Origin of the sequence: Microbacterium capsulatum, assembly GCF_030865425.1 — a bacterium.
GTDB classification, from domain to species: Bacteria; Actinomycetota; Actinomycetes; order Actinomycetales; family Microbacteriaceae; genus Microbacterium; species Microbacterium capsulatum.
The window spans coordinates 39,308-62,171 of record NZ_JAVFCB010000013.1 but is presented as its reverse complement, the minus strand read 5'-3'; the positions used below and the strand labels follow the sequence as shown (position 1 = coordinate 62,171).

Genomic DNA, 22,864 nt, shown 5'->3' with positions numbered 1-22,864 from the left:
TCGCGCAGGAACTGGTTTCTCACCGGCAGGGGGCGAGCGCGAGGACCGCAGCGCCGTGGCCTCAGCCCGCGACGAGAGCGAGCGCGAGGACCGCGACGCCGACGGTCAGCCCGGCCGTCACGAGACCCCACAGCATGAGGGTGCGCCAGCGGATCGTCACCCCGAGGGCCGTGATCCGGTGATGCCAGAGGAGGGTCGCGAGCGAAGCCCACGGCGTCACCAGGGGCCCGAGGTTCACGCCGATGAGCAGTGCCATCAGCACGACGGGATCGCCCGAGGCGACCGGTTCGAGCACCAGATAGGCGGGCAGGTTGTCGATGCCGTTCGCGCCGAGCGCGCCGATGCCCGCGACACGCAGCAGCTCGCCGAGGTCGTGGCCGTGGGCCGCCAGCGGAGCGAGCAGCGCAGCGAGCCCGCGGGCGTGGGCCGTCTCGACGATCACGAACAGCGACGCGGCGAGGCCCAGGGCCTGCCATGGCACCAGCGAGAGTCGCAGCGCCCGCCGGCGCCGGATCGCGAAGAGGACGATGAGGATCAGCGCGGCCGCGGTCGCGGGGATCCACACGTCGTGCACGACGGCCAGCAGCGGCAGCAGCACGACGAGCACGACCGCCGAGACGAGGAACAGGATCCGATCACCCGGCGTCGTCGGCGGCGGAGCCGTGTAGCGCCCGAGCAGCGTGCGCCGGTGGACGAGCGTCAGGATCACGACGGGCACGAGGATACCGGCGAGTGCCGGAGCACCGCTCAGGGCGACGAACGCGAGCGGGTTCTCCCCCATCGTCGGCGCCGCGAGCAGATTCGTCAGATTCGACACCGGCAGCAGCAGGGACGCCGTGTTCGCGAGCCACACGGTCGCGAAGGCGAAGGGCAGGGGCGAGACGCCGACGCCCTGGGCGAGGAGCACGACGACCGGGGTGACGATCACCGCGGTCGTGTCCAGGGAGAGGAAGACGGTACTGAGCACGGCGAGCAGGATCACGGCGCCCCACAGGGCGAGCACCCGGCCACCGCCCCAGCGCCCCAGGTGCTGCGCGATCACGTCGAAGACCGCGGCATCGCGCGCGAGCTCCGCGACGATCGTGATCGCGACCACGAAGCCGAGCACCGGGGCGGTGCGCGCGGCCAGCGCTCCCGCATCGTGACCGGGGAGCATCCCTGTGGCGACGAGGACCACGGCAAGCGCGAGGAGGACGAGGACCAGCACACCCCCGGGGCTCAGCCGGCGCGCGGCGCTCACCCGACCAATCCTCGGCACGTGCCGTGCTCGCTCCGGCGCGCCGACCTCGCGTTGCCGCCGCGATAAACCACATCCTGCACGAGACACCACGCACGACGGTGTTTCTCGTGCAGGAAGTGGTTTCTCGCCGCCGCCGACGGGCGGCGCACCGCCGCCGACGGGCGGCGCACCGCCGCGGACGGGCGGCTCACCGGCACAAGACGGGCGGCGCCCCGGCGCGGGCGGCGGGCCCCGCGTGGCGCGCGGATCAGCTCAGGCCCGAGTAGACGTGCAGGCCCTTGAAGAACATGTTCACGATCGTGAAGTTGAACAGCACGGCGCTGAAGCCGACGATCGAGAGCCAGGCCGACCGGGATCCGCGCCAGCCGCGCGTCGCGCGGGCGTGGATGTAGCCGGCGTAGAGCACCCAGATGATGAAGGTCCAGGTCTCCTTGGTGTCGAAGCCCCAGTACCGGCCCCAGGCATCGTTCGCCCAGATGGCGCCGGCGATGAGCGTGAACGTCCAGAAGATGAAGCCGATGGTCGCGAAGCGGTAGGCGAGTCCCTCGAGCCGCTCCGAGCCGGGCAGGGTCCCGAGGAAGCGCGGCCCGGTCTTCTCGGCCTTCGCCAGGATCTTCGCCTCGCGGCGGGCCTGCAGCAGCTGGAACACGCTGAGCGCGAAGGCCAGCGCGAAGAACGCCGTGCCGAGCGAGGCCACGAAGACGTGGATGACGAGCCACACGCTCTTCAGGGGGTCGGACAGCGGCACGACCTGCACGTAGAAGCCGGTGGCCGCTCCGCCGAGCAGCACGACGACGAGGCCGAGGATGAACGTGCCGAGGAACTTCAGGTCGAACCAGATGTTCACGGCGAGGTAGACCGCGATGATGAGCAGCGTGCCGGTCATCGCGAACTCGTACATGTTCGACCACGGCACGCGTCCCGCGGCGATGCCGCGCAGCACCTCGCCCGCGAGATGGAACAGGAAGCCGAGCGTGGCCAGGGCCGTGCCGATCCGCGCCATCACGAAGCGCGGCGCCGCCTCGGTCGTCGCGGCGTCGGAGCCCGCGGATCCGGCCCCGCGCACGACGGACGACGATCCGCCCACGCCGGCGCCGACCAGTTCGCGCTCGAGGACGTCGGCGGTGCCGAACTTCGCGTCGGAGGCCACCTGCGAGCGCTTGCCGAGATCCAGCGCGTACGCGATGAACGCGCCGGCGTAGATCGCGATCGCGGTCCAGATCGTCAGGATCGACATCGAGTCGAAATTCATGCTGTCAGCCTACTTCCGCTATCGGTCGCCGAGCGTGTCGAAGCGTCCGCTGTCATCGGGCTCGTCTTCGGATGTCGGAGCGGCCTCGGGTGAGTTCCCTGGGACGGGCTCAGCGACCGAGGGCTCGGGCTCAGGGACCGCCGCCGTCCCTCCGTCGGCGTCGAGCAGGCGCGCGTGTCCGGCGAGCAGGTCGTCCACGGCGGCGGCGAGGGTCGGATCCTCTCCGCGCGCGAGCCCGGCGTACTCGAGCCGCACGGCGCCGTCGACGACGCTCGCCTTGACCCACATCCGTCGGCGCGGCACGAACAGCGCGAGCACGAGGCCGAGCACGGCGAGCCCCGCGAACACGAGCACCCATTGCTCGGACGGGTCGTGGTGGATCTGCAGCGACACGTACCGCTTGACGGACTCGCGGTAGTCCTTCGCGCTCTGCGGCGCCTCGTTGTCGAAGGTGACCGAGCCCATGCCGTCCGGCAGCTGCGCGGTCTCGCCCGGCGCGAGCTCGAGCGACTTCACGCCCGTCTTGCCGCCGGTGAGCTGGGTCATCCTGGTCGGATCCAGGACGTACACCGAGCGCGGTGTGCCGTCGTCGATGCCTAGATCGCCCGCGTACACGTTGAGCGTGAGCAGCGGGTTGATCAGGTCGGGGTAGGCGGAGGTGAACGCCCCCGTGCTGAGCGCCGCCGCGGTCGGGTAGAAGAAGCCGACCATGCCGAGCTGCTTGGGCAGCCCGTCCGGCACCTTCACGACGCCGAGCGAGGTCATCGTGGCGTTGTTCTGCGGCAGGAAGGGCACGGAGTCGTGGAAGACGACGTCGCCCTTCGCGTTGCGGACCGTGATCGTGGGCGCGTAGCCGTTGCCGAGCAGGTAGACCCGGTCGCCGGCGATCCCGAGCGGGTGGTTGACCACCACCGCTGCTTTGTGCGCTTCTTCCCCCGGGGCGGACGCTGTCACGTTCGCCGAGAAGTCACCGGCCTGGCCCGACGACGCCTTGCCCGGGTCGTACGGCTGGTAGGTGACATCGAAGGAGTCCAGCGTCATCCGGTACGGCGCGAGGGCGTCGTCGGAGACGAACCGGCCGCGGTTCATCGACGAGTAGTCCAGCAGGGTGTTCACGAACGTCGTCCCCTCGACGACGACGCGCTGCCCGGTGTAGGCGAAGCTGCCGCCCACGCCGACCGAGACGAGCACGCCGAGCAGGGCGAGGTGGAAGATCAGATTGCCGGTCTCGCGGGCGTAGCCGCGTTCGGCCGACACGGAGAAGCCGCGGGCGTCGTCGTAGCGCTCGACCCGGTAGCGCAGCGCGCGCAGCTGCTTCTGCGCGATCGCGACGGCCTGCTCGGCGGCCGCACGCGGGTCGGATCCGGTCACCGTGCGGGTGCTCTCGCGGTGGTCGTCGAGCCGCTGCAGCCGCACCGGGGTGCGCGGGGGCAGGGAGCGCAGCGCCTTCGCGTGGTGCTTGATCCGCGGGATCACGCAGCCGACGAGCGAGAGGAACAGCAGCAGGTAGATCGCCGAGAACCAGGCCGACAGATAGACGTCGAACAGCTGCATCGAGTCGAGGATCGGGAAGAGGTCCGGGTGATCCGCCTTCCACTGCGTGACCCCGTTCGGATCCGCCATCCGCTGCGGGAAGATCGATCCGGGGATCGCCGCGATCGCGAGGATGAGCAGCAGCACGAGCGCGGTGCGCATCGAGGTCAGCTGGCGCCAGCCCCAGCGCAGCCAGCCGACGACGCCGAGCCGCGGGGACTCGATGTCCGGACCGGATCCGTCGACGTGGTCGCTAGGACGCAGCGGATCCGTCGACCGGTCGTCCTTCTTCTTCGGAGCGGCCGTCTCAGAGCGGGAGTTCGACACTGCTCATCACCGCCCCCAGGCTCGACATGACCATGGTCCAGACGCCCGTGACCATCAGCAGGCCCAGCACGATCAGCAGCGCGCCGCCGACGATGTTCACAGCGCGCACGTGCCGGCGCAGGAACGCGATCGAGCGCGTCGCCCAGCCGAACCCGAGCGCGGCGAGCACGAACGGGATGCCCAGGCCGAGCGAGTAGGCGACGCCGAGCGCGACCGCCCGGCCGGGGTCGCCGAGGTTGATCGACACGGCGAGGATCGCGGCGAGCGTCGGGCCCAGGCACGGGCTCCAGCCGATGCCGAGCGCGATGCCGAGCAGCGGCGCTCCGATGAGGCCGGCACGCCCCGTGAGGTTCATCCGCACGGTGCGCTGCGCGAAGCCGAACACGCCCACGAACACGAGGCCCATCCCGACGATGACCGCGCCGAGGATCCGGGTGATCAGGTCGCCCCAGCGCAGGAAGAACAGCCCCGCGGTGCCGCCGATCACGGTGAGCACGACGAAGACGAGGGTGAAGCCGAGCACGAACAGCAGCACGCCCAGCAGCAGCCGGCCGCGGCGCGGGGCCGCGAGGGCGCCGTCGGCGGATCCGGATCCGGACACCGCCCCGCCGAGGAAACCGAGGTAGCCGGGCACGAGCGGCAGCACGCACGGCGACAGGAAGGACAGGAGCCCGGCGAGCATGGCGACCGGGATGGCCAGCCAGAGCGCGCCGGATCCGACGATGGCGTCGACGTTCACGCGGGCGTCACGCCTTCTCCGCGAGGGCGCTCTGGATCAGCGAGTCCAGGATCGACGCGGATCCGATCGGGCCGATCACGCGCGCGGCGACCCTGCCCTGCTTGTCGAGGACGAGGGTCGTGGGGGTGGCCTGGATCGACGTGGACTCGGCGAACGCGAGCTTCGCGGCGCCCGTGTTCACGTCGATGATGCTGGGGTAGGTGATGCCGTACTTCTCGTTGAACGAGGTGGCGGTGCCGGCCTGGTCGTAGGTGTTCACGCCGACGAAGGAGACGCCCTTGCCGTCGTACTTCGCCCAGACGGACTGCAGATCCTTCGCCTCGACCCGGCACGGGCCGCACGCGGCGTACCAGAAGTTCACGACGACCACGTCGCCCTTCACCTCGGAGCTCGTGAACTTCGACCCGTCCTCCAGGGTGCCGGCGAAGGACACGGGCTTCGTGCGGTCGGCCGTCTTGATCTCGTCGACGCGCAGGCCGTCGGATCCGATGTAGCCCTTGTTGTCGCCGTTGCGGTACTGAGAGGCGACCGGATCGCTCGAGCAGGCGGCGAGACCGGCGGCGAGCGCGACCCCCAGGACGGCGGCGATCAGCCGGGCCGTGCGGGGTCGTCCGGCGCCGCGATCCGGGCGCGACGAACGTGAGGGCATGCGGAGGATTCTACGGAAGCGGTCTATGGGTCGGGTGCACAGGGCCTGGATGCGGGTGCCCGGCCGGGGCCGGGCGGCGCGGCCGCGTGCTCAGACCGAGGGCGTGATGAACGCCCAGAACAGGGCGCCCGCGTACGCGAGGGTGCCGAGCGAGGTGAGCGCGAGGGCGATCACGAGCTCCCTCGGCGCTCTGTACGCCCACACGATGACCACGGCCGGCAGTACGGCCAGAAGGGCCAGCAGCCCGACCCAGGCGATCGGGTAGAACAGCGCCAGGAGCACCAGCGCGACGAACGGCAGGACGACGAACAGGGTGTAGACGACCTGCGTGGCGCGCTTGCCGATCAGCACGGTCAGGGTGCGCTTGCCGACCTTGCGGTCCTGGTCGATGTCGCGCAGGTTGTTCGCGAGCAGCACCGCGCAGGCGAACAGGCCGACGGCGATCGCGCCGATCCAGGACTCCTGCGGGAGCCGGTCCGCCTGCACCCAGGTGGTGCCGAGGGTTGCGACGAGCCCGAAGAAGACGAACACGAACACCTCGCCGAGCGCGTTGTAGCCGTAGGGGCGCTTGCCGCCGGTGTAGAACCAGGCGGCGACGATGCAGGCGGCGCCGACGGCGAGCATCCACCACTGCTGGGTGCGGATCACGATCCCGAGCCCGGCGACCGCGGCGAGCGCGAAGAAGGCCAGGCCGGTGATGAGAACGCTCCGCGGCGACACCCGGCCGGAGGCGGTGAGCCTGGCCGGGCCGACGCGGTGCGCGTCGGTGCCGCGGACGCCATCGCTGTAGTCGTTCGTGAAGTTCACGCCGATCTGCAGGCACACGGCGACCGCGAGGCAGGCGAGGGCGATGATCCCGTGGAAGTGCGGACTGCTCAGCTGCGCAGCGCCGGTGCCCACGAGCACGGGGGCGATCGCGAGCGGCAGCGTGCGCGGGCGGGCCGCCCCGACCCAGTCGCCGACCGTCACCGGGGGCAGGGCTTCGAGCGGGCGCTTGGCCGGATTGCCCGAGCGCGAGTGCGTCCCCGGACGGGACGGAGGGGTGTTCTTGGCCGTGTTCTTGCGGTTCGCCACGCAGGAATCCTAGCCGCGCGGTTTCTGACGAGCGCCCCGCCCCCGCCCCCGCTCATGACCGCGAGACCGAAACTCCGTCGCGAGACCGACGATCCTGACCGCGGTCTCGCGACGTGGATTCGGTCTCGCGGTCAGGCGTCGGGGCCGTCAGCGGCGGCGGGCGTCGGCGATCGCGGCACCGAGATCGTCGGCGAGCGTGTGCAGCTCGGTGTCGTCGAGGGTGTGCGCGGTGAGCCGGATCTGCGGGGACGCCTCGTCCGCCTCGAGGTGGAAACCGCCGCCCGTGCGGACGAGCCAGCCGCGGCGCATCATCGCCTCCGACACGGCCCGCGCGTCCACGCCGCACTCCACCCAGACGTTCAGGCCGTCGTCGCCGCGCACCGTGATCCCGCGCTCGCGCAGCAGCGCGCGCAGGGCGTCGTTGCGCTCTGCGTAGTGCGCACCGGCGCGCTCCAGGGCGGCGGCGGTGTCCGGGTGGTCGAGCATGCCGACGGCGACCCTCTGCAGGATCCGGCTCACCCAGGTCTTGCCGGGCGAGAGCCGGGTACGCAGCTGCGCCGCCGTCTCCGGATCCGACGCGAGCAGGGCGAGCCGCAGATCCGGCCCGAGGAACTTCGACATCGAACGGACGAGCGCCCAGCGCGGATGCCCCTCCGGGATGACCGAGTGGTACGGCCGGCGGGACAGCAGCGAGTAGTGGTCGTCCTCGATCACGAGCACGTGCGGCGCCTCGGCGAGCACCGCGCGCAGCTCGGCGGCGCGCCGCTCGCTGAGGCTGATGCCGGTCGGGTTGTGCGCGCGGGGCGTGCTGACGATCGTGCGGGCACCCGCGTCGATCGCGGCGCGCAGGCCGTCGGCGGTCATGCCCTCGTCGTCGAGCGGGATGCCGACCGGGCGGTAGCCGCCGAGCTTGACGACGTTGATGCTGGACAGGAAGCACGGATCCTCGAGCCCGACGACATCGCCGTGCGCGAGCGAGGCGACGAGCAGGCGCTCCAGCGCGTCGACCGCGCCCGAGGTCACCGACAGCTCGAACGGCCGGTGCAGGGCCTCGGCGAGCCAGGCCGTCGCCCACGTGCGCAGCCCCTCGTCGATGAGCGCGTCGCCGTACAGCGCCGGAGTGCGCAGGTCGACCTCGGCGAGCACCGGGAGCGGCAGCAGATCGGGATCCGGGTTGCCGCTGCCGAGGTCGCGCAGCACGGTCGAGCTCGCGAACCCCTCCTCCTCGGCCCGGAACGGCTCGGCGACCACGGTGCCGCCCCGGCCGCGGCTGGCGACGGCGCCGGCACGGGCGAGGGCGCGGTAGGCGGCGGCCACGGTGTTGCGGTTCACGCCGAGCGTCTCCGCGAGCCCGCGAACGGTCGGCAGGGCCTCGCCCGGCACGAGCGCGCCCGCCCCGATCAGGGCGCGGATCGAATCGGCGATCTCGTTCGCCGTGCTGCCCTGGATCACCCTGTCCGCCACGGACTCAGCCTATGGGCAGGGCCACGCGCCGCGGCCCTGCCGCGCACGCCGGCCCGGCCGGGATATCCACGGTCGTCCCGGCCCTCGCCGGCGCCGGCCCGCCCTAGCCTGGAGACATGCCCGACATCCGCGATCGCGACGACATCCTGCACCTGGTGCGGACGTTCTACGGCGCCGCGTTCGAGGATCCGCTGATCGGGCCGATCTTCACCGACATCGCGCACATGGACCTCGAGCACCACCTGCCGATCATGGGCGACTTCTGGGAGAGCGTGCTGTTCCAGGCCGGCCGATACCGCCGCAACGCCCTCGCGCTGCACACCGCGCTGAACGCGAGGAGTCCGCTCACGCCGGAGCACTTCGACCGCTGGCTGGCGCTGTGGACCGCCACCGTGGACGAGCTGTACCAGGGCCCGGTGGCCGACGTCGCCAAGGATCAGGCGGGCCGGATCGCGGCCTCGATCCGGCTCCGGCTGCAGGGCCGCTCCGGCAGCCTGCTCGAGACGATCCGGGTCCGCCCCGGCGCCGACGCTCCGGCTCCCTGACCCGCGCGGCGTCGCGGCGCGACGCGGTCAGCCCGCGGCGGGCGGAACGATCGGCCGGTGCTCGTAGAAGGTCTGCAGCACCACGGTGGTGCGGGTGCTCACGTTGGCCGCCAGCCGGATGTCCCGGACGAGCTGCTCGAGCGCGCGCGGCGTGGGCACGCGCACGAACAGCATGTAGCTCGCGTCCCCGGCGATCGAGTGGCAGGCCTCGATCGCGTCCAGGTGCTCGAGCAGCTCGGGCGCGGTGTCGGGCTGGGCGGGGTCGAGCGGGGTGATCTCGATGAACGCCGAGAGCGGCTTGCCGATCGCCTCGGCGTCGACGACCGCGCGGTACCCGGCGATGACGCCGCGCGCCTCCAGCCGGCGCAGACGCGACTGCACGGCCGACACGGACAGGCCCACCGCCTCCGAGAGCTGGGCGAGCGTGGCGCGCCCGTCCCGGGAGATGGCACCGAGGATCGCGAGGTCGACAGGATCGTCCATACGTGGAATAATATCGGAAAGAAGTCCAAACTGCAGGAAATTTTCCGGCAATTCATACGATCGGAGGTCCCGATGTCCCTCACCACCACCCACAGCAACGCTCTCATCGGCGAGCCCGAGGTCGTCGAGGACGCGTCGATCGCGGAGACCAGTGCGGCGTGGCGGCTCCTCAAGGATGCCGCCATCGCGCTCCGCCCGCTACAGGCGCAGGACGGATCCATCGCGGACTCCGAGGATCATGAGGCCGCCCGCGCGCACGTCGCCGCGATCATCGCCGGCATCCGCGCCCTCGCCCCCGCCTTCCCGCATGACGCCGCCTACCTCGCGGCGAGCGTCGTCGACTTCCAGCGCTGGGCCGACGAGGGCTTCGGCGTGCCCGACTTCCTCGACTCGCTCGTCGCGTTCCAGCCGCAGCAGCACCGCGTCGACGGGATCCGCCACCTCGTCGTGTTCCCGATGTACACCCAGAACGGATCGAGCGACCGCCTCGTCGAGGCGCTCATCGTCGAGACCATCTGGCCGGAGTTCATCGCCGACCTCGAGGCCGGCCACTACGGCAACAAGCTCTTCGTCTCGCTGCGCCTGGTCGACTTCACCCCCGGCTACGACACGAACTCCGCGGTGCTCTTCCCGGAGACGGTAGCGATGCGCGAGATCCCGTCCTTCACCTGGGGTGCGATCTTCCAGGACCGCGAGGCGGCCCGCTACCGCCGCGTCGTCCGCGCCGCGAGCGAGATCACGAACCTCGAGCTCCCCGAGCGCGCGGCCGCGATGCTCGACGACCAGGAGCTCGCCGAGAAGACGTTCGTGATGTGGGATCTCGTCCACGACCGCACGCACATGCGCGGCGACCTGCCGTTCGACCCGTTCATGATCAAGCAGCGCATGCCGTTCTTCCTGTACTCGCTCGAGGAGATGCGCTGCGACATGACGGCGTTCCGCGAGTCGGTGCGGATCGAGCGCGCCTTCGACGCCCGCATCGCCGCCGGCGAGCAGCTCACCGCGGCCGAGCAGGAGACGCACGACTACGCGCACCTCGTGCAGTACGCGGTGATCTTCGACCGCATCTTCCGGTTCGCGATCACCGGCAACCGCACCCGCAACTACGACGCCGTGGGCGGCCAGCTGCTGTTCGCGTGGCTGCACCGGCGGGGCGTGCTGCACTGGACCGACACCGCCCTCGCCTTCGACTGGGAGAACGTTCCCGACGCGGTCGTCGCGCTCGGCGACGCGATCGACGACCTGTACTGGCACTCGATCGACCGCCCGAAGACCGCGCACTGGCTGGCGGCCTACGAGCTGGTCCGCGGCACGCTCACGCCGCACCCGGCCTCGCAGTGGGCCCGGGGCCTGTCCGACGAGATCCTCGCCGGCGCACCCAAGGGCTACACCGATGCGGTGATGGACGACGAGTTCCCGCTGTCGATGTTCTTCGAGACGCTGGACAAGAAGATGAAGCCCGTGATCGAGTCGACCGTGGGGATCCGCGGAACCGACGACTGACCGCGACCGACCGCACGCGAGACCCCACGTTCCGCCGTGGGGTCTCGCGTCGTAACGTGGGACCGGAGCACCAGGACCACCGAAGGAGTCATCCGATGAACGTCGCAGGCCGCGCCGTCCTTCTCGCCGGAGCCACGAGCCCCTCGGGTCTCACCATCGCCCAGGCCCTGGTCGCCGCGGGTGCCCGGGTGATCGGCGTCGGCCGGGATCGGGGCAGGCTCGACGCCCTCGCCGCCGCGATCGGATCCGACGCCATCCGGGTCGAGCAGGCCTCGCTCACGGACGAGGCCGAGGTCGCCGACCTCGCCGCTCGGCTCGCGGACGACGACGAACGGATCGACGGCGTCGTGCCGCTGGTCGGCGGATGGCGCGGCGGCGGCGGGCTCGCCGGCCAGTCCGAGGAGGACTACCGCGCGCTCGAGGGGTCCTTCACGACGGTGCGCGTGGTGAGCCGCGCGTTCGACGCCGCCCTGCGCTCCTCGGAGGCGGGGCGGTTCGCGATCCTGTCCTCCACCGCCGTCGCCCGCCCGCTCGCGGGCGGCGCGAACTACGCCGCGGTCAAGGCCGCGAGCGAGGCGTGGACGCGGGCGGTCGCGCAGGGCTATGCGAAGGCCGCCCGCGACGCGGAGCAGCCGCTGCACGCCGCCGCGGTCGTGCTGCGGGTGCGCAGCCTCGACGAGGTGATCGACCAGGTCGCCGCGCGGATCGTGGCGCTCTGGGACGCCGACGCCGCGGAGCTCAACGACCGCATCATCGACGTGGCCTGAACGGATTCAGCCGGCGGCCGCGGACCGTGCCGCCCTGCGGCCGACGATCGCCTGTGCCGGCCCGGACAGCACCATCAGGAACATCGCGAAGTAGCCGATCGCGGGCACCAGGACCGCGACGACCAGCGCGAGCGCGTAGAGCGAGCACAGGATGATCTCGACCGCGATGCCGCGCCGCAGCGCCGCGGCGGCGATCGAGTGCAGCTCCGGATGCCGGCGCAGGTACAGCCGCGTCACCAGCATCAGCAGCGCCGTCACCAGCAGCGAGCCGATGTACAGCGTCTTCTGCAGGGCGTCCGACTCCATCGCGCCGAGCATCGCGGTCGGCACCGGAAGCCACACGATCGTGAACATCCACGCGACCTGCAGCCAGATCAGGACCGATGTCGCGCGCTCCACGCGGGCGAACACCCGGTGGTGGGTGATCCAGAAGTTCGCGACGAGCAGGAAGCTCAGCACGAAGCTGAGGAGCTGCCCGTAGTCCTCCTGCAGGTAGGCGAGGACGTCCTTGCCCTCGTGCCCGAACTCGGTGACGCTCTCCATGAGCGGCAGGATGAGCAGGGTCATCGCGATCGCGACCACCGCGTCGATGAAGGCCTTGAGCCGCTCGGTCGACAGCAGCAGAGGCGCCTCCGCGAGCGCCTCTGCGGAGGCGGGGGTCTGCGGATCCTCCGGCGCCTGGCTCACCCCCGAATGCTCCCGTACCCGCGCGGATCCGGTCAAGACCGGCGAAGGGTCGGAACGCGCACTCGATAGACTTGGGCGGTGAGCGTTCTGCACGACACCGCCCTGCGCGGCTTCGCATCCGACAACTATTCCGGCATCCACCCCGAGGTGCTCGCCGCGATCGCACGGGCCAACGACGGCCATCAGATCGCGTACGGCGAGGATCAGTACACCGAGCGGCTGCAGGAGGTCTTCCGGCACCACTTCGGCGAGGACGTCGAGGCCTTCCCCGTCTTCAACGGCACCGGCGCCAACGTCACCGGCCTGCAGGCGATGCTGCCGCGCTGGGGCGCCGTGATCTCGGCCGCGACCGCGCACATCAACGTCGACGAGGGCGGCGCGCCGGAGCGGATCGGCGGGTTCAAGATCCTCTCCGTCCCGACCGCGGACGGCAAGCTCACCCCCGAGCTCGTCGACCGCGAGGCCTGGGGCTGGGGCGACGAGCACCGCGCCCAGCCGCTCGTCGTCTCGATCACCCAGTCCACCGAGGTCGGCACGCTCTACACGGCCGAGGAGATCCGGGCTCTGGCCGACCACGCGCACTCGCGCGGCATGAAGCTGCACCTCGACGGCGCCCGCATCTCGAACGCGGCGGCCGCGCTCGACCTGCCGCTGCGCGCGTTCACCCGCGACGCCGGTATCGACGTGCTGAGCTTCGGCGGCACGAAGAACGGCGCCATGCTCGGCGAGGCGATCGTCGTGCTGACCCCTGGCGCGGCCGACGGTCTGACGTTCTCGCGCAAGTTCAACATGCAGCTCGCCTCGAAGATGCGCTTCGTCTCGGCACAGCTCATCGCGCTGCTCGAGGGCGACCTGTGGCTGCGCAACGCCCGGCACTCGAACGCGATGGCGCAGCGTCTGCGGACCTCGCTCGAGGCGGGCATCGCCGACGGATCGATCCAGGGCGTCGGCTTCACCCAGCCGACCCAGTCGAACGGCGTCTTCGCGACGCTGCCCGACGGCGTCGCCGACCGGCTGCGCGAGAGCTTCCGCTTCTACGACTGGGACGCGTCCCGCAACGAGGTGCGCCTGATGAGCAGCTTCGACACGACCGAGGCCGACATCGACGCGCTCGTCGCGCTCGTCGCGCAGGAGACCAGCCGCTGAGACCGTTCACCGGGATCGTGTCCCACTTTCGGCGGTGATCCGGCGGGATCTGCAGCAGAAAGTGGGACACGGCCCGTCGGACGTGGGACACGGTCGTCAGCACAGGCGGCGCAGCCCCGCCGCCGGGGCAGGGCGGGCCTCAGCGCAGCAGGCCGAGGTGGGCGAGGGCCTGACGGATCAGCGTGCCGCGGCCGCCCTCCATCTCGGCGGCGAGCGCGTCGCTGGCCGCCTCCTCCGGGCTGAACCAGGTCACCTCGAGCGCGTCCTGACGGGGCTCGCACGTGCCCGTGACCGGCACGACGAACGCGAGCGACACGGCATGCTGCCGGTCGTCGTTGTAGGCGCTGACGCCGGGGATCGGGAAGTACTCGGCGACCGTGAACGGGGTCGGCGACGGCGGCAGCATCGGGAACGCCATCGGACCGAGGTCGTTCTCCAGGTGCCGGAACAGCGCGTCGCGCACGGTCTCGCCGTAGCGCACCCGGCCCGAGACGATCGTGCGGGTGATCTCGCCGAGCGGCGTCGCCCGCAGCAGGATCCCGATATCGGTCACCTGACCGGATCCGTCCGTGCGCACCGGAACGGCCTCGACGTACAGGATCGGCAGCCGGCGGCGCGCGTTCGCGAGCTCGAAGTCGGTCAGCCAACCGGGGTTCGCCCCGCCCGACGCGCCGAGGCCGGCGAGCCCGTCCGACAGCGCTCCGGAGAGCGCGTCCGGGAGGTCGTCGCCGTTGTCGGCCGGATCGGGGTCGGGTGTGCGTACCGCCATGCTCCTTTTCTACCAGCGATGCCCCGGATCCGTGCCGACTCCGGCACCGGGATCACGGCGGGGCTGCGGCAGGATGGTCGTATGGAAGAACAGGTGACCGTGCAGATCGATCGCGACGCCGTGCACTGGGCGCGACGGGGCGAGGGGCTTCCGCTCCTCGTGCTGCTGCACGGCTACGGCTCGGACGAGAAGGACCTGTTCGCGCTCGTGCCGTTCCTGCCCGAGGGCGTGGCTGTGGCGTCGCTGCCTGCGCCGCTGGGCGCGCCGTGGCCGATGCCCGGGCGGTCCTGGTACCCGATCCAGGAGCTGGAGCGCCGGGACCCGGCCACCGTGACCGCGGCCGCCGACGCCGTGCTGCGCTGGCTGGACGCCGAGACGGCCGATGCGCCGTCGATCGCGCTGCTCGGGTTCTCGCAGGGGGCCTCGGTCGCGATCCAGACGATGCGCCGGGATCCGGAGCGGATCTCCGCGGTGGTCAATCTCAGCGGCTACGCCTCGCCCGGCGACCTGCCGAACGATCCCGGACTGCGCGAGCGCCGTACGCCGGTGTTCTGGGGCCGCGGCACGAACGACGACGTCATCCCGCCCGAGCTCGTCGAGCACACCGCGCAGTGGCTGCCCGAGCACGCGGAGCTCTCCGGACGCGTCTACCAGGGGCTCACGCACAGCGTCTCGGAGGACGAGCTGGCCGACGTGCGCCGGTTCCTGGAGCGCTGGCTGGAAGACGCTCAGGCCGAGGGCTGATCCGGATCGGATCCGGGATCCGGATCGGATCCCGGATCCGCGTCGCTGCCGGGACCCGCGTCGTCCTCACCGTCGAGGTCGGACCCGCGCTCCTCCGCCGCCCGCTCCTCGGCCGCCCGCTGCGCCGCCTCGCGCTCCATCCGCGATCCCGCCACGAGGAACGCGCTCATCACGGCGATGCCGATCCCCACACCGAGGGCGATTCCGGCGCCCATGTTGTCCAGCGCGACGCCCAGGGCCACGCCGACGCCCATGCCGATCGCCAGGCCGGCGCCCATCCCCACCCGCCGGAGCATCTCGCCCGAGCCCCTCCGATCGTCCGTCATGCCTCCACCGTACGGAATCGGGGAGGCCGCCGGCATCCGCCGCGCGATGGATCCGCGTCTCGCTCTCCGTCCCACCGTGTCCCGATTTCTGCTGCCGATCCGGTCGTATCGCAGCGGAATTCGGGACATGGGCCTTCCGGCTGCCCACGACACGCCCGGGTTGCACGAACCGCTGCCCGTCGGTATCGTCATCTGCGTCCTGTCCGCCGTGTAGGGAAGTCCGTTGATCTGAGTCGTCGCCTCCGCGTTCCATCCACGCGCTGATCCGACGATCCTTCCTGCCGCCCAGGCACCTCCGGTCCCGGTTGCCGAGCCTTTCGAGCACCGTCCTCTTCGTGACGTCCCGCGACCGGATCCGGCATCAGCGCACCCGCACACCCCGGGAGTCGCCCATGTCATCGCTCACCCCTTCCTCCGCCGTCGTCCTCGACCGCGCCACGGTCGTCTGGCCCGACGGAGCCGTCGCGCTGGACGCCGTCTCCGGCACGTTCGGCACCGGCCGCACGGGCCTCGTCGGCCGCAACGGATCCGGCAAGTCGACGCTGCTCCGGCTCATCGCCGGAGAACTCGCGCCCACGTCGGGACACGTGTCCGCCATGGGCGACGTCGCCTACCTGCCGCAGCGCCTCACCCTCGACACGCACGCCCGCGTGGCCGAGCTGCTCGGCGTCGCCCGGGCCCTCGACGCCGTCCGTGCGATCGCGGCCGGCGACGTCGACCCCGCCCGATTCGACGAGGTTGGCGACGACTGGGACGTCGAGGCCCGCGCCGAGGCCGCGCTGGCCGAGGCGGGCCTCATGGCGGACGAGGGCGATCCGTCCTTCCTCGACCGCACCGTCGGGGAGCTCTCCGGCGGCGAGGCGGTGCTCGTCGCGATCGCGGGGATCCGCGCGCGCCGCGCCCCGATCACGCTCCTCGACGAGCCGACGAACAACCTCGACCGCGACGCGCGGGCCCGCCTCGCCGACATGGTCCGCTCGTGGCGGGGCACGCTCGTCGTGGTCAGCCACGACGTCGCGCTGCTCGAGCTCATGGACGACACCGCCGAGCTGTACGGCCGCGAGCTGAGCGTGTTCGGCGGGCCGTATTCGGCCTGGCGCGCCTGGCTGGACGCCGAGCAGAGCTCCGCAAAGCAGGCCGAGCGGGACGCCGCCCAGGTCCTGAAGATCCAGAAGCGGCAGCGGATCGAGGCGCAGACCAAGCTCGCGCATCGGGCGCGGACGGCGAACAGGGCCGAGCACGAGAAGCGCGTGCCGAAGATCGTCGCGCACGGTCGTCGGATGGCCGCGGAGGTGTCCGCGGGGAAGCTCCGCACCGAGGTCGCCGAGAAGGAGGGAGCAGCCCGCACCGCTCTCGCCGAGGCGGGCCGCCGGGTGCGGGACGACGCGACGATGAAGATCGAACTGCCGGATCCGGAGGTCTCGCGGGCCCGCCGGATCGCGACGCTCGGCGATGCGGAGCGGTCCTGGACGATCCAGGGGCCGGAACGGGTCGCCCTGATCGGCCGCAACGGGGTCGGCAAGACGACGCTGCTGCGGCGGCTCGTGCACGCCGATGCGCCGGACTCCGTCGGATCGGGGGCATCGGACGAGGACGGGTCCGCTCCGGTGCGGGATCGACTGAGTTCGGCACGGCACACCGATCGCATCGGCTACCTGCCGCAGCGGATGGACGGGCTGGACGAGTCGGCGACCGTCGTCGAGAACATCGCCGCACGGGCGCCGGAGATCCCGGAGAAGGAGCTGCGCAACCGGCTCGCGAGGTTCCTCATCCGCGGCGCGGCGATGGATCGGCGGGTCGGATCCCTGTCCGGCGGCGAGCGCTTCCGGGTCGCCCTGGCGGCGCTGCTGCTGGCGGATCCGGCACCGCACCTCGTGGTGCTGGACGAGCCGACGAACAACCTCGACCTCGACACGGTCGACCAGGTCGTGCAGGCGCTGCGCGCCTACCGCGGCGCCGTGCTCGTGGTGAGCCACGACGACGCGTTCCTCGGCCGGCTGGACCTCGACCTGACCCTCGAGCTCGACGCCGAGGGCGCGCTCACGGAGGTGGGGGCCGGGTGAGTCAGGCGCGCGGGTGAGTCAGGCGCGCGGGGCGCGCCGGGCGCGCATCGCCCGGGTGTGACCGAGGGCCGGGTCCGCGGCGAGTCGCGCGTACTCCTCCGACTCCCGCGGCACGAGCGAGACGCGTCCGTCGGCGTCGTGCAGGATCCCCCAGCCGTAGCGCTTGCCGAGGGGCGAGGACCGCAGGCAGGCCTGTCCCTTCGAGAAGAACTGCTCCCGCGTTGCGGCGTCGGCCGGATCCGTGCCCCGGCGCAGCGCCCAGGTCGTGAAGATGACGTCGTCGGAGGTGCGGCCGCGGTGCTCGGCGATCAGCCGGTAGTGCAGCGCCGCGATCGTGGGGCTCTCACCCGCGGGCGGCTCCTGCGCATGGTCGGTCGGGCAGTCCTCGGCCACCTCGATGAACGTGCTCGTGTAGTTCGTCGTGTGCTCGGCCATGTCTTCATCGTCGCACCGCCCGCCGACACCGGGCTTGGAGATCCGCGACAGGTTGGCGGGCCCGAATGTCCCTGGCGACCGCGAAGATGGATCCATGCCCTCGACCGAGCAGGCGCACGATACTTCGACAGGCTCAGCACACCGCGTGCTCGACCGTTTCACCCCCGCGACCCGGGACTGGTTCCGCGGGGCGTTCACCGCGCCCACCCCGGCGCAGGCGGGGGCGTGGGAGGCGATCTCGGCGGGCAGGCACGCGCTCGTGGTCGCCCCGACCGGATCCGGGAAGACGCTCTCGGCGTTCCTCTGGGCGATCGACCGGGTGTTCCGGGAGCGCACGGAGGCAGCGGCCGCGCCCGAGCCGCCACGGAAGGGCAAGGGCCGCGGCGAGGAACGACCGGGGCGCACGCACATCCTCTACATCTCCCCGCTCAAGGCGCTCGGCGTCGACGTGGAGCGCAACCTGCGCTCGCCGCTGACCGGGATCGGCCAGTCCGCCCGGCGGCTCGGGATCCCCGCCCCCTCGGTCACGGTGGGCGTGCGCTCCGGCGACACGACGGCGTCCGACCGGCGCAGGCTCGTCGCGGATCCGCCGGACATCCTCATCACGACGCCCGAGTCGCTCTACCTCATGCTCACCAGTCGCGCCGGGGAGACCCTGCGCGACGTGCACACCGTGATCGTCGACGAGGTGCACGCCGTGGCGGCGACCAAACGCGGCGCGCACCTCGCGGTGAGCCTCGAGCGGCTGGATCAGCTGCGCCGCGCCGCCGCCCCGGATCCGGCGGACTTCCGCCCCGTGCAGCGGATCGGCCTGTCCGCCACCGTCCGGCCGATCGACGAGGTGGCCCGGTTCCTCGGCGGCGCGCAGCCCGTGGAGATCGTGGCCCCGCGCGCGTCGAAGACGTTCGATCTGCAGGTCGTCGTGCCGATCGAGGACATGCTCAACCCGCCACCCCCGCCGGGCACGGCCGAGACGCCGCGGCCGCCGGGGGCTGAGCGCTCCGAGGACTTCGGGGCCGACGCGTTCGGCGAGAACACCGAGATGACCGGATCCGTGTGGCCGCACGTGGAGGAGGCGATCGTGGACCGCATCCTGGAGAACCGGTCCACGATCGTGTTCGCCAACTCGCGGCGCCTCGCCGAACGGCTCACCGGGCGGCTGAACGAGATCTACGAATCCCGGTCGTCGAGCGAGGGCGGCGAAGCCGACCGAGACGAGACGCAGTCCGGGGCGGAGGGCGTTCCGTCTCGCGCCGCTCGCTCAACGAGCGGTGGCGCGGACCCCGTTCTCGCGAAGGCGCACCACGGCTCGGTCTCGAAGGAGCAGCGGGCGCTCGTCGAGGAGGAGCTGAAGTCGGGTGTGCTGCGCTGCGTCGTCGCGACGAGCAGCCTCGAGCTCGGCATCGACATGGGCGCGGTCGACCTCGTCATCCAGGTCGAGGCTCCCCCGTCGGCCGCGTCGGGGCTGCAGCGCGTGGGCCGCGCCGGGCACCAGGTCGGCGAGATCAGCCGCGCCTCGCTCTTCCCGAAGCACCGCGGCGACGTGCTGCACACCGCGATCGTCACCGAGCGGATGCTGGCCGGTCAGATCGAGGCGATCTCCGTGCCGCGCAACCCCCTCGACATCCTGGCGCAGCAGACCGTCGCGGCCTGCGCCCTGGATCCGCTCGACGTGGAGGGGTGGTTCGACACGGTCCGGCGCAGCGCGCCCTTCGCGGCGCTCCCCCGCTCGGCGTACGAAGCGACTCTCGACCTGCTCGCCGGGCGCTTCCCGTCCGACGAGTTCGCCGAGCTGCGCCCCCGGCTCGTCTGGGACCGCGACGCGGGCACCCTCACCGGCCGACCCGGCGCGCAGCGGATCGCGGTCACGAGCGGCGGCACGATCCCCGATCGCGGACTCTTCGGCGTCTTCGTCGCGGGCGAGACGACCGGCGCCCGCGTCGGCGAGCTCGACGAGGAGATGGTCTACGAGTCGCGCGTGGGCGACGTGTTCACCCTCGGCACGACGAGCTGGCGGATCGCCGAGATCACGCACGACCGGGTGAACGTCATCCCCGCGTACGGGCAGCCCGGCAAGGTGCCGTTCTGGCACGGCGACGGCCTCGGCCGCCCGTTCGAGCTCGGCGAGGCGCTCGGCCGCTTCAACCGCGAGGTGCACGGCGCCACGCCCGAGCAGGCCCGCGAGCGCCTGACCGCCGCCGGTCTCGACGACCGCGCCCAGGCGAACCTGCTCGCGCACCTGAACGAGCAGAAGGAGTCCACGGGCACGCTGCCCACCGATCGCGCGCTCACCGTCGAGCGCGGCCGCGACGAGATCGGCGACTGGCGGGTGATCCTGCACTCCCCGTACGGGCAGACCGTGCACGCGCCGTGGGCGCTCGCGGTCAACGCCCGGATCCGCGAGCGGCTGGGGGTCGAGGGCTCCGCGGTCGCGAGCGACGACGGCATCATCGTGCGGGTTCCCGACGCCGACGCGGAGCCGCCCGGGGCCGAGCTGTTCGTCTTCGACCCCGATGAGCTCGAGCGGATCGTCACCGACGAGGTCGGCGGATCCGCCCTGTTCGCCGCGCGGTTCCGGGAGTGCGCGGCCCGCGCGCTGCTCATGCCGCGGACGAACCCGAACCGCCGCACGCCGCTCTGGCAGCAGCGGCAGCGGTCGGCGCAGCTGCTCGAGGTGGCCCGCAAGCATCCGACCTTCCCGATCATCCTGGAGACGCTGCGCGAGGTCCTGCAGGACGTCTACGACCTGCCGTCCCTGCGACGCCTGGCCACCGGGATCGCGGAGCGGCGGATCCGGCTCGTCGAGGTGCAGACCCCGCAGCCCTCGCCGTTCGCGCGCGACCTGCTGTTCGGCTACGTCGGCGCGTTCATGTACGAGGGCGACTCCCCGCTCGCCGAGCGCCGCGCCGCCGCCCTCTCGGTCGACCCGGCGCTGCTCGGCGAGCTGCTCGGCACGGTCGAGCTGCGCGAACTGCTCGACCCGGACGTGATCGCGCAGTTCGAACGCGAGGCGCAGCGGCTGGATCCGTCCCGTCGCGCGCGGGGCGTGGAGGGCGTCGCCGATCTGCTGCGCATCCTCGGGCCGTTGGACGCGGCGGAGGCCGCGGCCCGGCTCGATCCGGACCCTGAGGGGTCGTTGAGCGAGGACGGCGGAGCCGACCCCTCCCCGAGGTCGTTGAGCGAGGACGGCGGAGCCGACCCCTCCCCAGGGTCGTTGAGCGAGGACGGCGGAGCCGACCCCTCCCCGGGGTCGTTGAGAGAGGACGGCGGAGCCGACCCCTCCCCGGGGTCGTTGAGCGAGGACGGCGGAGCCGACCGAGACGAAACGCGGTCCCCTGCGGAGAACCACGTTTCGTCTCGCTCCACTCGCTCAGCGACCGCACCCGAGGCCGCCGCCCACCTCGCCGTCCTGATCGGCGCGCGCCGCGCGATCGAGGTGACGATCGGCGGGGTCCGCCGGGTCGCCGCGATCGAGGACGCCGGCCGCCTGCGCGACGCCCTCGGCGTACCGCTGCCCGTCGGGATCCCGGTCGCCTTCCTCGAGCCCGTGGCGGATCCGCTCGGCGACCTCGTCGCCCGGCACGCGCGCACGCACGGCCCGTTCCTCGGATCCGCCGTCGCGGCCCGATTCGGGATCGGCCCGGCCGTCGTGCGGCAGACGCTGCAACGGCTGGAGTCCGAAGGGCGCGTCACGAGCGGCTACTTCCTGCCCGAGGCCCCTTCCCCGGGCTCAGCGGCCGACGAGACCGAGTGGTGCGACACCGAGGTGCTGCGCCGGCTGCGGATGCGCTCGCTCGCGGCGATCCGGGGCAGCGTCGAGCCGGTCCCGCCGACGGCGTTCGCACGGTTCCTGCCCGAGTGGCAGCACCTCGCGCGGCCGCTCGAGGGCATCGACGGCGTCGCGACCGTGATCGAGCAGCTCGCCGGTGTGCCGATCCCGGCCAGCGCCTGGGAGTCGCTCGTGCTGCCGCAGCGGGTGCGCGACTACTCCCCGGCGATGCTCGACGAGCTGACCAGTGCCGGCGAGGTCGTCTGGGCCGGGCACGGCGCACTCCCCGGCCGCGACGGCTGGGTGTCGCTGCACCCGGCCGACCTCGCGCCGTTCACCGTGCCGTTCGCCGACGAGAACCCGGAGGACGGTTCCCTCGAGGCGCAGCTGCTCGCCGCCCTCGCCTCGGGCGGCGCGTACTTCGCGGCGCAGCTGAGGGAGGCGACCGGGGCCGAGAACGAGGCGTCGGTCGTCGATGCGCTGTGGAACCTCGCCTGGTCCGGGCACGTCACGAACGACACGTTCGCGCCGATCCGCTCCCTGCTCTCCGGCGGCAGCCAGGCGCACAAGGTCACCCGGCGCGCCCCGCGCACGCGCACGTTCCGCGGCATCTCGCTCGCCCGTCCGGCCGCGGCCGCGCGCCCGCTGAGCGTCGGCGGACGCTGGTCGCTGCTGCCTGCGGCGGAGACGGATCCGGCCCGCCGCGCCACCGTCTCGGCCGGCCTCCTACTGGATCGCTACGGGGTCGTCACCCGCGGATCCGTGCAGTCCGAGGGGCTGCCCGGCGGCTTCGCGCAGGCGTACCGGGTGCTCGCCGGCTTCGAGGAGGCCGGGCACTGCCGCCGCGGCTACGTGATCGAGAGGCTCGGGGCGGCGCAGTTCGCCGCCTCCGCCACGATCGACCGGCTGCGCACGTTCGCGGGGCTCGCGGATCCGCCGCCGCGGATCGCCCGCACCCTGGCCGCGACAGATCCGGCCAACCCCTACGGCGCCGCGCTCGGCTGGCCGCGCCTGGACGAGGTCCCGCACCGGCCGGGGCGCAAGGCGGGTGCGCTCGTCGTGCTCGTCGACGGCTCCCCCGCCCTGTACCTCGAACGCGGTGGCCGCACCGTGCTCGCCTTCACCCGCGACGAGGAGGAGCTGCGCGCCGCGACGGCCGACCTCGCCGCGACCGCGCGCGCCCGGCGGCTGGAGACCCTCACGGTCGAGAAGGTCAACGGCGAGGGCATGTACGAGCGCGGCGCCGACGGGCACGGGCGCAGCGCCGCCCTCGGCCGGCTGCTGCAGGAGGCCGGGTTCGTGGCCACCCCGCGCGGCTACACCCTGCGCAAGGCGGTCTGAGCGATGCC

The 22,864-nt window shown here is 72.3% G+C and carries 19 protein-coding genes; 7 read left to right on the top strand and 12 right to left on the bottom strand.

Translation table 11 applies throughout. From position 1 onward, the window contains the following. Positions 1-61: 61 nt before the first annotated feature. From RBR11_RS17370 to RBR11_RS17340, 7 genes are all read right to left on the bottom strand, one after another. On the bottom strand, positions 62-1,240 hold the full coding sequence (locus RBR11_RS17370) for an SLC13 family permease (protein ID WP_308490637.1): 1,179 nt from the start codon (positions 1,238-1,240) through the stop codon (positions 62-64). Between the two features lie 247 nt (positions 1,241-1,487). Next, complete coding sequence (gene ccsB / locus RBR11_RS17365) at positions 1,488-2,492, bottom strand: c-type cytochrome biogenesis protein CcsB (RefSeq protein WP_308490636.1); 1,005 nt, start codon at positions 2,490-2,492, stop codon at positions 1,488-1,490. A gap of 18 nt (positions 2,493-2,510) precedes the next feature. Then, on the bottom strand, positions 2,511-4,352 hold the full coding sequence (resB, locus tag RBR11_RS17360) for a cytochrome c biogenesis protein ResB (RefSeq protein ID WP_308490635.1): 1,842 nt from the start codon (positions 4,350-4,352) through the stop codon (positions 2,511-2,513). Next, the gene (locus RBR11_RS17355) at positions 4,333-5,091 is read right to left on the bottom strand and encodes a cytochrome c biogenesis CcdA family protein (RefSeq protein ID WP_308490634.1); all 759 of its coding nucleotides are present in this window, start codon (positions 5,089-5,091) and stop codon (positions 4,333-4,335) included. The genes resB and RBR11_RS17355 overlap by 20 nt, the downstream gene beginning before the upstream one ends. Before the next feature lie 7 nt (positions 5,092-5,098). Then, positions 5,099-5,740: a TlpA family protein disulfide reductase gene (locus RBR11_RS17350; protein ID WP_308490633.1), complete on the bottom strand. Its 642-nt coding sequence runs from the start codon at positions 5,738-5,740 to the stop codon at positions 5,099-5,101. A gap of 90 nt (positions 5,741-5,830) precedes the next feature. Continuing rightward, positions 5,831-6,814, bottom strand: coding sequence for a 1,4-dihydroxy-2-naphthoate polyprenyltransferase (locus RBR11_RS17345; protein WP_373889815.1), 984 nt, complete (start codon positions 6,812-6,814; stop codon positions 5,831-5,833). Between the two features lie 147 nt (positions 6,815-6,961). Continuing rightward, positions 6,962-8,278: an aminotransferase class I/II-fold pyridoxal phosphate-dependent enzyme gene (locus tag RBR11_RS17340; protein ID WP_308490632.1), complete on the bottom strand. Its 1,317-nt coding sequence runs from the start codon at positions 8,276-8,278 to the stop codon at positions 6,962-6,964. Positions 8,279-8,394: 116 nt separating this feature from the next. On the opposite strand from RBR11_RS17340, the gene RBR11_RS17335 reads away from it, so the two are divergent. After that, the gene (locus RBR11_RS17335; protein ID WP_308490631.1) at positions 8,395-8,823 is read left to right on the top strand and encodes a group III truncated hemoglobin; all 429 of its coding nucleotides are present in this window, start codon (positions 8,395-8,397) and stop codon (positions 8,821-8,823) included. 27 nt (positions 8,824-8,850) lie between these two features. Here the strand turns inward: RBR11_RS17335 and RBR11_RS17330 are convergent, their stop codons facing one another. Beyond that, positions 8,851-9,306: an Lrp/AsnC family transcriptional regulator gene (locus tag RBR11_RS17330; RefSeq protein ID WP_308490630.1), complete on the bottom strand. Its 456-nt coding sequence runs from the start codon at positions 9,304-9,306 to the stop codon at positions 8,851-8,853. Between the two features lie 72 nt (positions 9,307-9,378). Here RBR11_RS17330 and RBR11_RS17325 point away from each other — a divergent pair, with 72 nt between their 5' ends. Together RBR11_RS17325 and RBR11_RS17320 are read left to right on the top strand one after the other, a co-directional pair. Next, positions 9,379-10,809, top strand: a complete 1,431-nt coding sequence (locus RBR11_RS17325) for a DUF6421 family protein (protein ID WP_308490629.1) — start codon at positions 9,379-9,381, stop codon at positions 10,807-10,809. Between the two features lie 95 nt (positions 10,810-10,904). Next, positions 10,905-11,576, top strand: coding sequence for an SDR family NAD(P)-dependent oxidoreductase (locus RBR11_RS17320; protein WP_308490628.1), 672 nt, complete (start codon positions 10,905-10,907; stop codon positions 11,574-11,576). A 6-nt stretch (positions 11,577-11,582) separates the two neighbouring features. Here RBR11_RS17320 and RBR11_RS17315 read toward each other — a convergent pair whose 3' ends face one another. Next, positions 11,583-12,263: a TMEM175 family protein gene (locus RBR11_RS17315; RefSeq protein WP_308490627.1), complete on the bottom strand. Its 681-nt coding sequence runs from the start codon at positions 12,261-12,263 to the stop codon at positions 11,583-11,585. A gap of 78 nt (positions 12,264-12,341) precedes the next feature. On the opposite strand from RBR11_RS17315, the gene RBR11_RS17310 reads away from it, so the two are divergent. Further along, entirely contained in the window at positions 12,342-13,409 is a 1,068-nt protein-coding gene (locus RBR11_RS17310) for a threonine aldolase family protein (protein WP_308490626.1), read from the top strand. A gap of 139 nt (positions 13,410-13,548) precedes the next feature. Here the strand turns inward: RBR11_RS17310 and RBR11_RS17305 are convergent, their stop codons facing one another. Next, positions 13,549-14,178 (bottom strand): NUDIX hydrolase family protein, encoded by a 630-nt coding sequence (locus tag RBR11_RS17305; RefSeq protein WP_308490625.1) that lies wholly within the window; start codon positions 14,176-14,178, stop codon positions 13,549-13,551. A gap of 81 nt (positions 14,179-14,259) precedes the next feature. On the opposite strand from RBR11_RS17305, the gene RBR11_RS17300 reads away from it, so the two are divergent. Beyond that, positions 14,260-14,922: an alpha/beta hydrolase gene (locus tag RBR11_RS17300; protein ID WP_308490624.1), complete on the top strand. Its 663-nt coding sequence runs from the start codon at positions 14,260-14,262 to the stop codon at positions 14,920-14,922. On the opposite strand, the gene RBR11_RS17295 is transcribed toward RBR11_RS17300, so the two are convergent. After that, positions 14,907-15,248 carry a hypothetical protein gene (locus tag RBR11_RS17295; RefSeq protein ID WP_308490623.1) on the bottom strand — a complete coding sequence of 114 codons (342 nt, stop codon included), beginning with the start codon at positions 15,246-15,248 and terminating at the stop codon, positions 14,907-14,909. The two genes, RBR11_RS17300 and RBR11_RS17295, sit on opposite strands and share 16 nt — an antisense overlap. Before the next feature lie 392 nt (positions 15,249-15,640). On the opposite strand from RBR11_RS17295, the gene RBR11_RS17290 reads away from it, so the two are divergent. After that, positions 15,641-17,311, top strand: coding sequence for an ABC-F family ATP-binding cassette domain-containing protein (locus RBR11_RS17290; protein WP_308490622.1), 1,671 nt, complete (start codon positions 15,641-15,643; stop codon positions 17,309-17,311). 18 nt (positions 17,312-17,329) lie between these two features. On the opposite strand, the gene RBR11_RS17285 is transcribed toward RBR11_RS17290, so the two are convergent. Then, on the bottom strand, positions 17,330-17,746 hold the full coding sequence (locus RBR11_RS17285; RefSeq protein ID WP_308490621.1) for a DUF6157 family protein: 417 nt from the start codon (positions 17,744-17,746) through the stop codon (positions 17,330-17,332). A 94-nt stretch (positions 17,747-17,840) separates the two neighbouring features. Here RBR11_RS17285 and RBR11_RS17280 point away from each other — a divergent pair, with 94 nt between their 5' ends. After that, complete coding sequence (locus RBR11_RS17280; protein ID WP_308490620.1) at positions 17,841-22,856, top strand: Lhr family ATP-dependent helicase; 5,016 nt, start codon at positions 17,841-17,843, stop codon at positions 22,854-22,856. Positions 22,857-22,864 lie beyond the last annotated feature (8 nt).

Excerpts from the sequence above, each read along its gene's own strand:
- RBR11_RS17305 (WP_308490625.1), bottom strand. The coding sequence starts at position 14,178 with ATGGCGGTACGCACACCCGACCCCGATCCGGCCGACAACGGCGACGAC.
- RBR11_RS17325 (WP_308490629.1), top strand. The coding sequence starts at position 9,379 with ATGTCCCTCACCACCACCCACAGCAACGCTCTCATCGGCGAGCCCGAG.
- RBR11_RS17285 (WP_308490621.1), bottom strand. The coding sequence starts at position 17,746 with ATGGCCGAGCACACGACGAACTACACGAGCACGTTCATCGAGGTGGCC.
- RBR11_RS17280 (WP_308490620.1), top strand. The coding sequence starts at position 17,841 with ATGCCCTCGACCGAGCAGGCGCACGATACTTCGACAGGCTCAGCACAC.
- RBR11_RS17350 (WP_308490633.1), bottom strand. The coding sequence starts at position 5,740 with ATGCCCTCACGTTCGTCGCGCCCGGATCGCGGCGCCGGACGACCCCGC.
- RBR11_RS17330 (WP_308490630.1), bottom strand. The coding sequence starts at position 9,306 with ATGGACGATCCTGTCGACCTCGCGATCCTCGGTGCCATCTCCCGGGAC.
- RBR11_RS17300 (WP_308490624.1), top strand. The coding sequence starts at position 14,260 with ATGGAAGAACAGGTGACCGTGCAGATCGATCGCGACGCCGTGCACTGG.
- RBR11_RS17320 (WP_308490628.1), top strand. The coding sequence starts at position 10,905 with ATGAACGTCGCAGGCCGCGCCGTCCTTCTCGCCGGAGCCACGAGCCCC.
- RBR11_RS17295 (WP_308490623.1), bottom strand. The coding sequence starts at position 15,248 with ATGACGGACGATCGGAGGGGCTCGGGCGAGATGCTCCGGCGGGTGGGG.
- RBR11_RS17335 (WP_308490631.1), top strand. The coding sequence starts at position 8,395 with ATGCCCGACATCCGCGATCGCGACGACATCCTGCACCTGGTGCGGACG.
- ccsB (WP_308490636.1), bottom strand. The coding sequence starts at position 2,492 with ATGAATTTCGACTCGATGTCGATCCTGACGATCTGGACCGCGATCGCG.
- RBR11_RS17290 (WP_308490622.1), top strand. The coding sequence starts at position 15,641 with ATGTCATCGCTCACCCCTTCCTCCGCCGTCGTCCTCGACCGCGCCACG.